Raw genomic sequence first — 15,635 nt, 5'->3', positions numbered from 1 at the left:
AAAATCTCCCTTTAAGCCCTCTAAACATGTATTTCATTTTATCTGACAAATAAATGATACGGTGTTTCAAAATCCTTTCTACATTTGCCTAACGGTGTTAGATTATTTTATATCATTTAATCGGCCATGGGAAGTAAAGAGAGAATTCAACGACAAAAAGAAGATACCCGTAAAGGGATACTGGATGCGGCCCTGCAAATTGTAAGGCACGAAGGGTGGAATGCGTTGAGTATGCGTAAGATTGCAGATGCAATTGAATATACAGCTCCAATCATTTACGAGTACTTCCCCAACAAAGAGGGCCTTTTGATAGAATTAACCCGACAAGGCTATACTACCCTGGGCAAGAAGATTAAAAAGGCCCAAGACAGCGAAACCGAACCGGCCAAACAATTAGAAGCCATGTGGATGGCCTACTGGGAATTTGCCTTCAAGAGCAAGGAAATGTACCAGCTAATGTATGGTGTAGACATGAACTGCTGCGAGCTCAAAAAATCGTTGCCCGAAGCAGAATATACAACTAAGCTTTTTTCAGATGCAATAGAGAAGCTGATTACAAAAGATCCGCTACCCGAAGACATCATCTGTTTAAAATATTATACTTTTTGGTCGGTCATACACGGCCTCATATCGATCAACCTAACACAAAAAGGTACCAACGAGGAAATTAATCAGCAGATTTTGAGAGGCGCTATCCAGGCGATTATCAGAACCATCAACGATTAAAATTTTTTCCGCTTCTACTTAACACTGTTAGATTAATTTATTAACGTAAAATAAACATTAAAATCCCAATAATCATGAAATATATCTCCAATTTCACTCCGTCGCTTAACAATGTTAAGTTATCTAACTATGTTAGATTATTTGTCTTGTCAACAGCCCTATTCTTAGCAAGCTGTGCAGGCAAACAGGAGCAGGCTCCAGCAGGCGCAGCTCCATCACTACCAGTAATTACCATTAGCCAAAGTTCGCAAGAAACATTTGTAGACTACCCTGCTGCCATTGAAGGCGCTGCAGATTTAGAAATCCGTCCGCAGGTTTCGGGTATCATAGATCGCATTTATGTAAACGAAGGCCAATTGGTAAGCAAAGGCCAATTGTTGTTCCAAATTTCGCCATTGCCATTCAAGGCCCAATTGAATAACGCCAAAGCTGCCCTACAAGCCGCACAGGCTGCGGTTTTAAATGCGCAATTAGAAATAGACAAGCTTACGCCATTGGTACAGAACAAAGTGGTTTCTGCTTTTCAGTTGCAAACTGCAAAAACAGCACATCAAATTGCGATAGCCAATGTAGAACAGGCCAAAGCCAGCGTAAATAATGCCCAAATCAATTTGGCTTATACCGAAATCAAAGCACCAATTAGTGGTTACATCGGCCGTTTGCCAAAGAAACAGGGAAGCCTGGTTGGCCCGGCAGATCCTGAGGCTTTAACCAACCTTTCTGATGTGCACGAAGTACATGTGTATTTCTCCTTAGCCGAAACAGATTTTATCAATTTCAATGCTAAATACGAAGGAAATTCGGTAAACGACAGGTTAAAGCATTTGCCTCCAGTTGCATTGGTATTGGCCGATCAGACTCTGTATCCAATCAATGGCAAAATTGATATGGTTGATGGCCAGTTCGACAAAACTACTGGTGCCATTACTTTAAGGGCAAGTTTCCCTAACGCCAAAGGCATATTGAGATCTGGCAATACCGGTAAGGTAAGGTTAGGCATCGAGCACAGCAATATCCTTTTGGTGCCACAAGCAGCAACCATCGAAGTACAGGATAAAGTATTTGTGTATGCTGTTGGCAAAGACAACAAAGTAAGTAAACGTCCAATTAAGGTACTAGGTACAAGCGGTACCAATTATTTAATACAAGATGGCCTAAAATCGGGTGAGCAGATCATTTCTAAAGGCTTCGAGAGCTTAAAAGAAGGCGACTTGATCCAACCAGAAATCAGCAAACCTGTAACAGCCTACAACGCTTCAAAATAAGACAAAATCATGTTCAAAATATTTCTAAACAGGCCGGTACTCGCTACGGTCATATCTATCCTATTGGTTATACTTGGGGTTTTGGGACTGTCCAAATTGCCCTTGCAGCAGTTTCCTGATATAGCGCCACCGGCGGTTCAGGTAATGGCTTTCTACCCAGGTGCCAATGCCGAAACCGTATTGCGTTCGGTAGCGCCATCGTTGGAAGAATCAATCAACGGTGTTGAAAACATGAGCTATATGAGCTCAACAGCCAGTAACGACGGTTCATTGGTGATCACGGTTTATTTTAAACTGGGCACCAATCCCGATCAGGCAGCGGTAAACGTACAAAACCGTGTATCGCAAGCCACCAGCCAATTGCCTGCAGAGGTAGTACAAGCTGGTATTACTACGGCCAAACAACAGAACAGTTTGATTATGGTGGTCGATTTGTTTACAGACGATGAAAAGAACTATGATCAGACCTTCTTGGCCAATTATGCCCAAATCAATATCATTCCAGATATTAAACGTATCCCGGGTGTAGGTTCGGCCACTATTTTCGGTGGTAACAAAGACTACTCGATGCGTGTTTGGCTTAATCCTTCGAAAATGGCGACTTATAATTTGACGCCAAAAGAGGTGATGGGCATTATCCAAGACAAAAACCTGGAAGCTGCGCCGGGTAAATTCGGCGAGAGCAGCAAAGAGTCTTTCGAGTATGTAATTACCTATAAAGGCAAGCTCAATAAGCCAGAACAGTATGGAGAAATGGTAATCAAAGCCAATCCAGATGGTTCTGTATTGAGGCTAAAAGACTTGGCCAGAATTGAATTTGGCGCCTATTCTTATACCAACTTTACCCGTGTAAACGGCAAGCCTGGTGTAAACATCGGTATTGTACAATTGGCAGGTTCAAACTCTAACGAGATCCAGATCGCGATAGACAAATTGATGCAAAAGCTGTCTAAAGACTTTCCGAAAGGCGTAAAACACCTCATTTTATACAATACAAAATATTCGTTAGACCAATCAATTGATCAGGTAATCCACACTTTAATCGAGGCATTTATCCTTGTGTTTATTGTGGTGTTCGTGTTCCTGCAGGATTTCAGGTCGACCCTAATTCCAGCCATTGCAGTGCCGGTGGCCATTTTGGGAACTTTCTTCTTTATGTGGATTTTTGGTTTCTCTATCAATCTGCTTACCCTATTTGCATTGGTATTGGCCATTGGGATTGTGGTAGATGATGCCATTGTGGTGGTAGAGGCGGTTCATGCCAAAATGGAACACCGGCATTTGCCTCCTAAGGCGGCAACGGCTGCAGCCATGAGCGAGATTACGGGTGCGATTATTTCCATCACCTTGATCATGTCGGCGGTATTCTTGCCGGTAGGTTTTATGGAAGGCTCTACAGGTTTGTTCTACAGACAGTTTGCCTTTACCTTGGCCATTGCGATCGTTATTTCGGCAGTAAACGCCTTGACCTTGAGCCCTGCATTGGCAGCCTTGTTCTTAAAAGAGCATCATCCGGTAGCAGGGGAGAAGAAGACCTTCAAGCAAAAATTCTTTGCAGGCTTTAACTCTGGCTTCCAAAAAATAACCGATCAATATACCAATACCTTGAAGTTCTTGATCCGTTTCCGTTGGGCTACCGTTGTGGCACTGATTGCCGTAATTGTGGCTACCGGAGTGATGATCAAACGCACACCATCGGGCTTTATTCCTTCCGAAGACCAAGGTTTCATTGCTATTTCTTTATCTATGCCAGCGGGTGCCTCTTTAGACCGTACCACTGCCGTGATCAAGGAATTGGAAAGCATCTTGGGATCGATGGAATCGAAACAAACCTTGATGGGCCTTTCTGGTTTCAATATGCTAACCCAGTCTTCAAGCCCTTCATCAGGTGTGGCTTTCGTGTTGTTGAAACCTACCAAAGAGCGTGGAAAAATCAAAGATATCGACGGCATTATGGGCGAGGTGAGACAAAAACTTGCGGCCATTAAAGGAGCGAACTTCTTTGTGTTTACTTTCCCAACGGTACCTGGTTTTAGTAATATTGATGGTTTAGACCTCGTATTGCAAGACAGAACCGTAGGCAAACTGGATAAATTTAGCGAGGTATCATCTACTTTTATCGGCGAGCTGATGAAACGTCCAGAAATTGCGGTAGCCTTTACTTCGTTCAGGTCTGATTATCCGCAATTGTCTATGGAGCTTGATGAAGTGAAAGCAGCTCAGTTAGGCGTAAGCGTAAGAGATATTCTGCAAACCATGCAGGCTTATTTTGGTAGTGCACAAACGTCCGATTTCAACCGCTTTGGCAAATACTATCGCGTGGTGGTACAGGCTGATCAAGAAGACAGGGCCAATCCGGCAGCCATGGATGGGGTGTTTGTAAAGAACAGCAGTGGCGAAATGGTGCCAATTAATACCTTGGTTAAACTGAAAAGGGTTTATGGTCCAGAAACGGTATCACGTTACAATTTGTTCAGCTCTATCGGCTTGAATGCCATTGCAAAACCTGGCTACAGTTCGGGTGATGCCATCAAAGCGGTAGAAGAAGTAGCGGCCAAGCATTTGCCTGGCGGTTATAGCTACGAATTTTCGGGGATGACCAGAGAAGAGATCTCTTCTGGAGGCCAATCGGTGATCATTTTCTTGCTGTGTTTGTTGTTTGTATATTTCTTGTTGGCGGCACAGTATGAAAGCTATATCCTGCCTTTCTCGGTAATCCTGTCTATCCCAACTGGTATATTCGGTGTATTTGCTGCCATTGGCTTTACAGGTATCTCTAATAATATTTATGTACAGGTGGCACTGGTGATGTTGATTGGTTTATTGGCCAAAAACGCCATCCTGATTGTAGAATTTGCCATCCAGCGCAGAAGAGCCGGACAAACCTTGCTTTCATCGGCATTGGAAGCTGCCAAATTGCGTTTACGCCCAATTATCATGACTTCATTGGCCTTTATTGTAGGGATGATCCCGATGATGAGGGCTACTGGTCCATCGGCATTGGGTAACCACTCTATCAGTATTGCCGCTGCTGGTGGTATGTTTTCGGGAGTAGTACTTGGGGTATTATTTGTTCCGGTACTCTTCATCATCTTCCAGTTTTTACAAGAAAAAATTACTGGTGCGCCTACAAACGCTCACCACGAAGAAGATCAACATTTAGTTCACGATGGAAAATAACCCAATTACAACGCAAGAGCCTTCGCTCATTGAAGAGTTTTTGCCCCTCGTTTCTTTATGGTTGAAGAAATGGTATAATTAAATTCATGGAAAGCATGGTTTTTTAAGCTGTGCTTTCCATTACAACACTATTAAATCATCATGATTTTAACAAAGCCTGCAAAGGAATGATTACAAAATCATGATAGCTTCATTACAGTTGAAAATAGATAAACAAATGAAAACAATTATAAATAGCTTTTTGGCCTTGTTAATCTTGGTCGTAAGCAGCTGTAGTTTAACCAAAAACATAGTCAATCCCATTAAGGATGTGCCTATGAATTTTAGGGATATAAACGCTACAGATACCAATAGCATCGGTTCTTTGCCGGTGAAGGATTTTTTCGGCACGGCTGCTGTTCGCAGTTTAATTGATAGCGCTTTGTTGAGGAATATCGATTTGCAGCTAGCATTAAAAAACATTGATGCTACCGATCTGATGCTTAAAAGAGCCAAAATGGGCAATGTACCCCAGCTCAACCTACAGGTTACGGCTAGCTCTAACCGTCCATCAGATAACAGCCTTAACGGATTGAGCACTTCGCAGTTTTTAAAAACGACACATATCGAAGATTTTAATGCCAATTTGGGATTAAGTTGGGAAGCAGATATTTGGGGAAAGATCAAAAACCAAAAGGAAGCGGCTTATGCGGGTTACTTGCAGTCGGCCGAAGTAAAGAAAGCCGTACAAACCCGTATCGTTGCCGAAGTAGCCTCTGGCTTTTATCAGTTATTGATGCTTGATGCGCAATTAAAAGTGGCGCAAAAGAACATCGAACTGAATAACAACACGCTTAAAATGATCAAAATGCAATTTGATGCAGGTCAGGTAAGCTCGTTGGCCATTCAGCAGGCAGAAGCCCAATTGTTGAGCGCAACCCAATTGATTCCACAAATTACAACTGCGATCAGTATTCAAGAAAATGCCTTGAGCGTATTGACGGGCAAATTTCCGACCGCAGTTGAGCGTGCTACAACTTTAGATCAACTGACTATTCCAGACCAACTGGCTGTAGGTGTTCCGGCAAATTTATTGAGCATCAGACCTGATGTTAAAAGCGTAGAACTGGGTTTGCGGATCGCGAATGCCAAAGTGGGTGTTGCCAATGCAATGATGTATCCCAGCTTAACCATTTCGGCCAGTGGCGGATTGAATTCTTTTAAAGCCAGCAATTGGTTTAACATTCCTGCTTCTTTGTTTGGTGTAGTTGGCGGTGGCATTACACAGCCCATCTTCCAAAGAAAAGAATTGAAAACACAATTCGAATTGGCCAAAATAGAAAGAGAGAAATCGGTATTGCAGTTTAGACAGACCGTAATTGGTGCTGTAGCCGAAGTTTCGAACGAACAAGCCAAACTCCTCAACCTTAAAAACGAATATGCTACGGTACAAACGAGGGTACAAACCTTGCAGTTAGCCGTTAAAAATTCTGACCTGTTGTTTAAAAGCGGCATGGCCAACTACTTAGAGGTCATTACTGCCCAAGGAAACCTATTGAGGGGAGAATTAGATTTAACTACCATTAAAACGGCCCAATTGAATGCCGGTGTAGCTTTATACCGTGCATTGGGTGGCGGCTGGCAATAACAACTCGATCATAAAAATAAAGCCCCGTTCAGATTTTATCAGGACGGGGCTTTTTTACGGGTAAATGCAGGGTTAATTAAAGGCGTGTTTCAAACGTCTGCTAGCTAAGCCTATGAGGATGAGCGTGAACAACAGAATCGGTAAAAACTGGCCAAAACGAATAGCTGTTTGCGGGCTGCTGTATTTTTGAAGTTTGAATTGCTCAAAGTTCATATCCGATACTGATTTTTCGCTAAAGATGTAGGGATAAAAATGAAACCTCATCTGTTCATGCCGGCGTCTGGTGGCTTGCTGAAAATCCAGGTGTTGGCTCAGGTCTGAACCCGCAGCTTCATTTAAACTAAGCTGGGCTTGTACCACAGGCATAAACAATGCCGAAATTGTAGTGAACTTTTGCCTTTTTTCCAGCTTCTCGGCTATGGCTTTTTTACTGGACAAAGCCTGGTCATCGCCCATTTGCTGCATGGCATAATACCAGTACCAGCTAAAGCTTTTTTCGGCAGGGAAAGGATATTTCTTAAACTGCGGATAGTGGCTGTAAAACTTTTCCATGGTGAGTTCTTTTGGCATATCCCACTTTTCGTGATAGCCTTCCCGCTGGTTGATCACGTTTTGCATGGCTTCGTTTACCGGATAGGTTTTGCTGAGCGTTAAGTTCAAAGAAGCTGGCAAAAAGATGCACATCAATACCCAAAGGCCAATTAAAGCCGAGGCATTAAAGCTAGACGATTGGCCAAAGGAAATGATGAAAAAGGCAAGTGCAAACCAAAAAAGCAGGTAAAAGCCAATCATCAGCAAGATGCTTAAAAAATGAAGATCTATCGGGAGGCTTAGATAAAAGCAGGCGATAATCATCAGCAAGAAGGCTAATAGGTAAACCAAGGCCATTCTTACCAATAATTTGCTCAAGATCAGTCGGAACAACCCATTGGTTTGGGCCTTGAGCAATGGCCACACCCCAGATTCCTTTTGCGCCGAAAGCAGGTTATAGGTAAAGGCTACAATGATAATGGGGAAGAGATAGATAAATACGAAGCAAAGATCCATGTTGCCTAACAAGGAAGTAACCGGATTATTGAGTTCGGTATCGTACAATTGTCCCTCAAGAGCCAGCATGGTTACGTTGGTTAAATAGGGATTGATGTCGCGCTGTCCGTTGGCAAAGGCAACCCAATTGCTGGGCTCATCGGCAAATGAAAACTTATGGTGGTAAAGCAACAGGCCCAATTCATTTCCAAAATGATGAATGTCTTTGGCCATATTTGTCTTTTGAAGCAATGTGGCCTTTTCAATAACGGATTTTTGATGCTCGACAAACGTTTTTCCAAAGTATAAGCCAGCCAATCCGTTTAAGAAAAGCACCAAGAGGCCTATCCAAGTGGCTTTATTACTTAAAAACAATTTAAATTCAAGTAGATATGGTCTATTTTTCATAATAATTAAAGTGTTTTAGTGAACCTTGGAGCAATTTGAACAAATAAGACAGCAGCAAAGAGCCAAAAGCAAAGCGCTAAAAGAGAAGTTGCCCTTTGCCCAATAACCTCATCGATAGTTGCAAAGCGATAATTGAAATCGGGTTGACTGGCCCAGTTAGATCGGTTAATCGTCAATGGTTTTTCATGATCGCCCGGTGCAATGTTGCTGATTTTATCTATTTGGAGCTTGTTCATCTGTTGGGCCAAGCTATAGCGATAGGCTTCTGCCTGTTGCTGAAAATCAATATAGGTCCTAAAATCTGATGCCGTAAGTGCCATTGAAATGTTCTTGAGGGCGAGGTAGGGATTTAAAAAACCTGTGGCCATGGTGATGTTGTTCTGTTGCTCAAAAATCTGGTTCAGTTGCTTTTGATGATTGCTGTAAATGTTCGATGTAATTTTTTCTCCTTCGGCCATAATGTAGCCGCCATAATTAAATGGGAGTTTTTTTACATCATCTACTTGGTAGGTCCTCAAGAGTGAATCTTTGATCGAGGCATAATGCGGATCGTTTGGATTGTGGCTATCACCCTGTTGCTGTACATCTTTGGCAATGGCATCCAAAAACTCAATTTTAGATGGAGAGGGGTGGAGCTGTACGCCAATCGCCTGCGTAATCCTGGGCATAATCACCATAAAAAACAGCCAACAAGCCAAAAGCAAGGTTAGTGAAGCTCTTGAACTCCGTTGAAATGCCGATACCAATACGGTAAGCGCCGCGCAGACAAAGAAATAGCCCGAATAGCAAAGCAAAATCAAAGCCATTCGAATGGCCGAATCGACGCCGATGCTCCAATTGCTGAGCATAGCCCACAACAATAGGGTGAGGAACATGATCGGCAGAAACAGGGTGAGGCTTAGGCCGATAATACCCAGGGTTTTACCCCATAACAGCTGACGCCAATTAACACCTTGACAAAGCAGGATTTTTAAGGTGCCATTTTCACGTTCTTCGGTAATACTATTATAGCCTAAAAAGATGATGAGCAGGGGCACCAGCAACTGCAAAACCATAGCTACGTTGATTTCGCCAAAGCGGAGCATGCCGTTGGAGAAACCTGCTTCACTAAAATTAACCGTGTTTTGTTTATGTGCCTCGAGGAAAACAGATACCCCGGCAAAGCTTTCGATGCCGAAATCAAAAAAGCTCAGCTCATGTTTCTCACGGAAGGCCAAATAGCCATAATGCGCCATGCGGTGTGGATGTTTATCGGGCTTATCCAGCCATAATTTCCGTACTAATTCTTTGTAATGCAGCCTTTGTTCTTGTTGCATCTTGAAGTTTTGCCAACCTACATAGGTAGCCAGGAAAAGCGTTAAGCCCAATAACAGGGTTAAACTCAATGTGGCTTTATTGGCAAAGGCAGCCTTCCAAGTGCTTTTGGCAATGGTGACAATCGGATTGTTCATTTTAGAATTTATAAGTGATGTTGAACATTACATTTCTTGGTGTGCCTGGGAAAAGCCTCAGGTAGTTTTGTGCACCTACCCAATACGTTTTATCCAGCACGTTGTTCATATTCATGGCCAGCTGTACCTTAGCGCCTGCTGGCGAATAATACAAAGCCAAATCAACCAAGGTATAGGCAGGAATGGCAAAATCGCGGATGTAAAGCGGCAATTTGTTGCTACTATATTGTACGCCTAAACCAAAACCAATGCCTTTTAACAGGGTGTTGTCTGTTAAATCGTACCTGGTCCAAACACTGGCACTATGTTTTGGCGTATTTTGAATGCGCTGGCCGATGAGGGCTGGATTGGAATCCTCTTTAATAATGGCATCGATAAAGCTATATCCCGCATTGAACTGCCAGTTGGGTCTAATCATGCCTGAAGCTTCCAATTCTATGCCTCGGCTGCGCTGCGCACCACGCGCCACCAACAGGTTAGCCTCAAACTGGTCGTTAAGCAATAGGTTTTTCTGATTGATCTCAAACAGCGAAAGGTTAAACATCAGGTTGCCGTTCATCCACTCGGATTTAAGACCAAATTCCTTCAAATCACTTTCTAAAGGCTTGAAATAAGTGCCGGCAGGTGGTGGCAAAATAACAAGGGTTGCCGTATTGCCTTGTGGCTGATAACCCTGTAGGTAGGTTGCGTATAAATTGATGTTGGCCGTAGCACTGTAGGTAAGGCCGGCTCTTGGCAAGAGTTTATGCAGGCTTACCTTTTTCTCGGCAGGAAGCTTGTAAGAACTGTAGTCCTCATACCATTCCTGTCTCAGGCCAAGGGTTAGGGTCAATTTATCATAGCTGATCTGATCCTGGATGTAAGCACCATTGACCAAATAATAAGCTGGCGGAATTTCATTTTTGGTAAAAGCATAATCGCTCAGGTTGCGCAAGGTATAAGCCGGATTGGCCAGGTTAAAATGCTCCACATTGGGAACTGGGGCATCCACTCCGTTGATGGCTTTCATCTGGTAAAGGTCTTTCTTGGCAGGATCGTATTTGGCCGCAATGGTTCCATCCTTTAGTTTGTAGCCTTGGGCCGAGTTTTCGGCACCGCCCCTAAATTTTTGGGTATTCATCCGGTCGTAGCCAATAACCAGTTTGTGCTTAATGCCAAATGTTTGGGCATTGATGCTCAAATACGTGCTCAAATTGTCTGTATTCCATTTTTGTTGGCGCTGTATGGCCCGCATGGCCGCCAATGTAGGTATGGCTTTGTTAAATTCGTCGACGCCAAAGGCATTGGTGGTACGGTGTTCCAATAAATCTTCGTTCCAGGTTTGTTTCATGTAGGCCAGGTTCCAAACGATATCCTTTGTAAAGGCATGCGACATGTTGGCCATCAGCATCAGGTCTTGTGTGTTAAACTTATCGTTGGTTGCCCCCATGTTAAAAGTAATGGGTGTGCTATTCAAGTCTGTTTTTCCGGCTATGGCACCAAAAATCGCCTGTCCGCGGTCTAACCTCGAATTGCTGTTGTTGAGTACCATTTCCACATTAAAACTCGTCTGTTGGTTCGGGATGTAGGAAAAAGAGGGGGAAATCAGATAAGCTTTTCGGTACTGCAGATCCCTGAAGCTTTTGCTGTCTTCGTAGGCAACATTTAAGCGGTAAAGCAATGTTTTTTCTGTATTCAAAGGGCCGGTAAAATCCAAGGCACCACGAACGGTACTAAAACTTCCGGCCGAGATGCTCACTGTTTTACGCTCTTCTGCTAATGGCTTTTTGGTCACCAGGTTAATGCTTCCACCAGGGTCTACACTCGAAAAAGTGGCACTGGCCGGACCTTTGATGACCTCAATGCGCTCTAGATTGGCAGTTAGAGGCTGGTTAAAGTAATATTGTCTGGTCCGCATGCCGTTAATGATCGCACCTTCTTCGTTTTGGTTGGTGCCCCGGATGGAAAACTGGTTGTAAAAACTGCTCTGCGATACGCCAGTTACGTTCTTCACCGCATCGGCTAACATAGCAGCCTGTCTATCGGCAATGAGTTCTTTGGAAATGGAGGAAATCGCCTGTGGAATATCCTTGTTTAAGGTAGCGGTTTTAGTCGCGGAGAAGGAATACTTCCCATAATATTTCTGTTTACTGGTGCCTATTACCTCAACGGTTTGCAAAGCCTCATTGGTATGGCTTAAAATAATCGGATCTATCTTAAATTCGGTAACATTTACAAGGCTATAAGTGCCATTGTGTGCTGCGAAACCCATGGCAGTAACCGTTAGGATATAATTTCCTTCTTTTTGGAGGACAAGGCTAAAATTACCTGTCGAATCGCTTAGCGCCACACTGATATTTTTGCCGGTTTTAAATTTTAAGGTGGCGCCTGGTATGCCTTGTTTTTGAGGGTCGAGTACCTGACCCGTCACTTTGATTTGCGCAATAACGTGCAGTTGGAGAAAGCTGATCAAAACCAGGATCAACATTGTTCTGATGTTTATCAGTTGATTGAATATTGTTTTCATTAAGGATTTTAAATGGTCTGTAAGTACAATTTTTGAAGATCACCTGCGGTAATGTCGCTGGCCTTTAAGGTGTGGATGAGTTCGCCTTTTTTCATAATGCCAATGTGTGTAGCCACATTTACGGCATTAAAAATATCGTGGGTGGCCATCAAGATTGATTTCCCTTCTCGCGCTAGTTGTTGCACAAGCACCGTAAATTCTTCGGTAGCCTTAGGGTCGAGGCCACTGGTAGGCTCATCCATTAAAATGGCAGATGCATTTTTGGCCAAAGCGATGGCAATGCCCACTTTTTGTCGCATGCCTTTGCTAAAGCCCGAAAGGTATTGATGATGTGCTTCTGTTTGCAGGCCACATTGCGACAAGAAAGCTGCCAGCTGCTCTTTTGAATAGCTAAAGCCTGCCAGTTTGGAGAAGTAATCGAGGTTGTCTATCGCCGAAAAATTCTGGTAAAGCATCACCACTTCTGGAATATAAGCCAAAGACTGCCTTCTGTCGCTGTCTTCAAAAAGGGCTTCTTTGTTATTGATGATGATCTTGCCGGCACTCGGCTTGATAAAACCCAGAAACAGGTTGATGGTGGTGGTTTTACCTGCGCCATTTTGCCCTAAAAGGCAATAAACTTCGCCTGGATTAATTTGAAGATCGAGGTTGCGCAACGCTTGGTGCGACTGATAATTTTTGGATAATGAAATTGCCTGTAGCATAATTAAAATAAAAAGCATAGCAAAAGCCGTATGGCTCCGCAATTTTGATGAATTGGAAAGGGTACGCTGCTCAAGAGCGTTAGAGGTAGAGAAAGGGTAGGTTAGAAGCTTGGGGGACCTTTATTGGTACAGCTTAATATAAAAGCCTTGGCTTGTCGTTCAAGAAAATGAACATAGTTGATCACGAGTTCGGGCTGGATGACCGAATAATGAGCAGTTACGGGCAAATCGTAAAAATGGGCATTATGTTTAATCAGGTCGCACAATTTACATTTGAACTGGGCCGAAAGGATAGAAGTCTGCTGATGGGCTTTGCCCGGTTTTTGAATAGCTATGGCTGTTTTGGCCTGAGTATGGTGGTGAAAACTCTCCATCAGACTGGCATTGAGGAAAGCAGCCAATAAGAAAATCGCCCAAATTTTGGAGAACAATTGCTGTCTATATAATTGGCCAATGGTTTTCAATGCAACAAAGTTACATTTAAAAACCGAAATGTAAAGATTTAGGACTTTTAAATCAGGCTAACAAATAAATTTATAGCCTATACCACGAATATTGATGAGCTGGATGGCTGGTTCCGATTTGAGGTATTTCCGTAGGTTGGAAAGAAAAACATCCATGCTTCGGGTGTTGTAGTAGCTATCGTCGCCCCAAATCTGGCGCAAAATATGTTGCCTTTCCAAAAGTGTATTCTTATTCAGCAACATGATTTCGAGCAAGGCTACTTCTTTAAAAGAGAGCTTATAAGTGCGTACAGAAGTGGTCAATTCTTGGAGCAAGGTATCTAATCGGCAGTTGCCAAACTCGTAAAAACGTTCGCCTTCTTTTTTATTCGATGCTGTTTCAGGCTCAATTCTTCCCAACAGCGATTTGATCCTGATCAGCAGTTCGTCAATGCTGAAGGGTTTGCGCATATAATCGTTTCCACCGCTTTTAAAGCCTTTAATTACATCATCGGTTAAGGTTTTTGCACTTAAGAATAAGATGGGCACCTTGGCATCTATCTTTCTGATTGCTGTCGACAGTGTGTAACCATCTTTCATGGGCAACATTACATCCAACAGGCAAAGCTGAGGCCGTTCTTTAATGAAATGTTGCAGGGCCAATTGGCCATCGCTCAGGTGGCTCACGTCATAGCCGCTGCTCCGCAGGCCATCGCTTACAATTTTCGCCAGAAAAGGCTCGTCTTCTACATACAAAATCTTCGCTGCCATTATTGATAAGGAATTAAGAGGGTAATGGTGGTGCCTTTATGGACTTCGCTTTCTACTTGAATGCTCCCTGAATGGGCTGCTATGATTTCTTTTACATAATTGAGGCCCAAGCCGGTACCCTTCACATTGTGGAGATCGGCAGTTGGGATCCTAAAAAAGCGCTCGAATATCTTTTGATGATAAATTGGGTCGATACCTGGTCCATTATCCCTAAAACTAATCGATAGCCTATCGCCCTTTGGCTCACAAACAATAGTAATTAAGGCATTGGGCGAAGCATATTTCAAGGCATTCTCTAGCAGGTTGTAAAACACATGGGTGAGCTGCAAGGCATCGGCCTCAATCACGCAGTCGCTATTGCATGCTACCTCAATCTTGGCCTCATGAACCGTGATTTGTAATTTTAGGGAAGCGATAACTTCTTCCAATAGCTGACGAACGTTAACCCGTAGCTTTTTGGGTTGTTGATAGGCATCGCCATCATTTAAGCTGAGCACTTTTTCAATCATGATATTTAGCCTTTTCAATTCGCTTTGGCTAATTTCTAGGTATTCGTGCAGCTTTTCGGGCTCATTGGTCAATTTGTATTTCACAATCGATTCTAAGGCAACTGCTACCGTAGCTACTGGTGTTTTAAACTCATGCGTCATGTTGCTGGTAAAAGAAAGTTTGGCATCGGCATACAGCTTTTGGCTTTTGAGCAGGCGCAACAAGAAATAGAAAGCCATTATGGTAAGCAGTACCATCAGTAAAGAAGAAAGCAGGTAATAGCGCATTTGGTAAAATACTGCACCGTTTAAGCCCTTATACAGTAGCTGGTAAGTATGCGCATAAGCCAAATGAAAAACGTAACGATCGCTGCGGTAATGGCTTTGGGCTTGGCTTTGGTAAAACAAACTGTCGTTGTTATAGCTGTAAAGTGCATAGCCAGTTTTGTTGATGCCCAATTTTTCAACACCCGCCTTAACCAGCGAATCCATCAATTTCAACGAACTTTTTTCGCTTAGGCTTAGCGGTTCATTTTGTGGCGATTGCTTTTTTTGATGGCTAGCAGGCGCATTTTTGAAATTGAACTGCATATGGAGCAAGGCGCTATCTAGGCCAATTTCATAGTGGAAACCGGTGTGTACACCATCGATTTTTAAATTATCAAATGCTTGCTGCAACTGTAGCCATTGGGGCGATAAGAGGAATTCCTTGAGTTTTGGGAAGTTTTGCAGCTGTTGCTTGCCACGTTCATCACTCACAAAAGAACGGTACCTTGCTTGTTTGGCAGCTGAACCTACTACGTCTTCAATGCTTTTCTTCAAATCGTTGCGCTGAGATACATATAGCCCGTTTAGCCAAACAAACTGCAAAGCGATGCTGGCTATTAGCGAGAAGAGCACCAGCGGGTATATCAATTTTGACGAAAGCCATTTCACATTTTAAATTGATGAAATTTTACAACAACAAACAAGAGCCGACGAAGATTTAACTCTATTTAACGGAGCTTAACTTTCCATTAGCCAAGCCTTGCCTAATTTAG

General features: G+C 43.1%; 11 protein-coding genes. 4 read left to right on the top strand and 7 right to left on the bottom strand.

Annotation, left to right across the window (positions count from 1 at the left end):
• The first annotated feature begins 126 nt into the window (after positions 1-126).
• The 4 genes from AC570H_RS10770 (at position 127) to AC570H_RS10755 (ending at position 6,798) form a co-directional block, all read left to right on the top strand.
• Complete coding sequence (locus AC570H_RS10770; protein WP_497354557.1) at positions 127-726, top strand: TetR/AcrR family transcriptional regulator; 600 nt, start codon at positions 127-129, stop codon at positions 724-726.
• Between the two features lie 146 nt (positions 727-872).
• Positions 873-1,991 (top strand): efflux RND transporter periplasmic adaptor subunit, encoded by a 1,119-nt coding sequence (locus AC570H_RS10765; protein ID WP_497354555.1) that lies wholly within the window; start codon positions 873-875, stop codon positions 1,989-1,991.
• 9 nt (positions 1,992-2,000) lie between these two features.
• Positions 2,001-5,171: an efflux RND transporter permease subunit gene (locus AC570H_RS10760; RefSeq protein ID WP_497354553.1), complete on the top strand. Its 3,171-nt coding sequence runs from the start codon at positions 2,001-2,003 to the stop codon at positions 5,169-5,171.
• Positions 5,172-5,388: 217 nt separating this feature from the next.
• Positions 5,389-6,798: an efflux transporter outer membrane subunit gene (locus tag AC570H_RS10755; RefSeq protein ID WP_497354551.1), complete on the top strand. Its 1,410-nt coding sequence runs from the start codon at positions 5,389-5,391 to the stop codon at positions 6,796-6,798.
• A 72-nt stretch (positions 6,799-6,870) separates the two neighbouring features.
• Here AC570H_RS10755 and AC570H_RS10750 read toward each other — a convergent pair whose 3' ends face one another.
• The 7 genes from AC570H_RS10750 to AC570H_RS10720 all read right to left on the bottom strand — a co-directional run bounded on the left by AC570H_RS10750 (position 6,871) and on the right by AC570H_RS10720 (position 15,531).
• On the bottom strand, positions 6,871-8,232 hold the full coding sequence (locus tag AC570H_RS10750) for a DUF3526 domain-containing protein (protein ID WP_497354549.1): 1,362 nt from the start codon (positions 8,230-8,232) through the stop codon (positions 6,871-6,873).
• A 5-nt stretch (positions 8,233-8,237) separates the two neighbouring features.
• Positions 8,238-9,683: an ABC transporter permease gene (locus AC570H_RS10745; RefSeq protein WP_497354547.1), complete on the bottom strand. Its 1,446-nt coding sequence runs from the start codon at positions 9,681-9,683 to the stop codon at positions 8,238-8,240.
• Position 9,684: 1 nt separating this feature from the next.
• Positions 9,685-12,189, bottom strand: coding sequence for a TonB-dependent siderophore receptor (locus AC570H_RS10740; protein WP_497354546.1), 2,505 nt, complete (start codon positions 12,187-12,189; stop codon positions 9,685-9,687).
• A gap of 8 nt (positions 12,190-12,197) precedes the next feature.
• Positions 12,198-12,893 (bottom strand): ABC transporter ATP-binding protein, encoded by a 696-nt coding sequence (locus AC570H_RS10735; RefSeq protein WP_497354544.1) that lies wholly within the window; start codon positions 12,891-12,893, stop codon positions 12,198-12,200.
• Positions 12,894-12,994: 101 nt separating this feature from the next.
• Positions 12,995-13,357 (bottom strand): hypothetical protein, encoded by a 363-nt coding sequence (locus AC570H_RS10730; protein WP_497354542.1) that lies wholly within the window; start codon positions 13,355-13,357, stop codon positions 12,995-12,997.
• Positions 13,358-13,414: 57 nt separating this feature from the next.
• Complete coding sequence (locus tag AC570H_RS10725) at positions 13,415-14,107, bottom strand: response regulator transcription factor (RefSeq protein WP_497354540.1); 693 nt, start codon at positions 14,105-14,107, stop codon at positions 13,415-13,417.
• Positions 14,107-15,531, bottom strand: coding sequence for a sensor histidine kinase (locus tag AC570H_RS10720; protein WP_497354538.1), 1,425 nt, complete (start codon positions 15,529-15,531; stop codon positions 14,107-14,109). Before AC570H_RS10720 ends, AC570H_RS10725 begins: the two co-directional genes overlap by 1 nt.
• Positions 15,532-15,635 lie beyond the last annotated feature (104 nt).

It is taken from the genome of Pedobacter sp. B4419 (assembly GCF_059693725.1).
Note: the sequence above shows the minus strand (reverse complement) of the source record. Positions and strands in the feature narration are given on the sequence as shown.

Excerpts from the sequence above, each read along its gene's own strand:
- AC570H_RS10770 (WP_497354557.1), top strand. The coding sequence starts at position 127 with ATGGGAAGTAAAGAGAGAATTCAACGACAAAAAGAAGATACCCGTAAA.
- AC570H_RS10760 (WP_497354553.1), top strand. The coding sequence starts at position 2,001 with ATGTTCAAAATATTTCTAAACAGGCCGGTACTCGCTACGGTCATATCT.
- AC570H_RS10755 (WP_497354551.1), top strand. The coding sequence starts at position 5,389 with ATGAAAACAATTATAAATAGCTTTTTGGCCTTGTTAATCTTGGTCGTA.
- AC570H_RS10750 (WP_497354549.1), bottom strand. The coding sequence starts at position 8,232 with ATGAAAAATAGACCATATCTACTTGAATTTAAATTGTTTTTAAGTAAT.
- AC570H_RS10745 (WP_497354547.1), bottom strand. The coding sequence starts at position 9,683 with ATGAACAATCCGATTGTCACCATTGCCAAAAGCACTTGGAAGGCTGCC.
- AC570H_RS10740 (WP_497354546.1), bottom strand. The coding sequence starts at position 12,189 with ATGAAAACAATATTCAATCAACTGATAAACATCAGAACAATGTTGATC.
- AC570H_RS10735 (WP_497354544.1), bottom strand. The coding sequence starts at position 12,893 with ATGCTACAGGCAATTTCATTATCCAAAAATTATCAGTCGCACCAAGCG.
- AC570H_RS10725 (WP_497354540.1), bottom strand. The coding sequence starts at position 14,107 with ATGGCAGCGAAGATTTTGTATGTAGAAGACGAGCCTTTTCTGGCGAAA.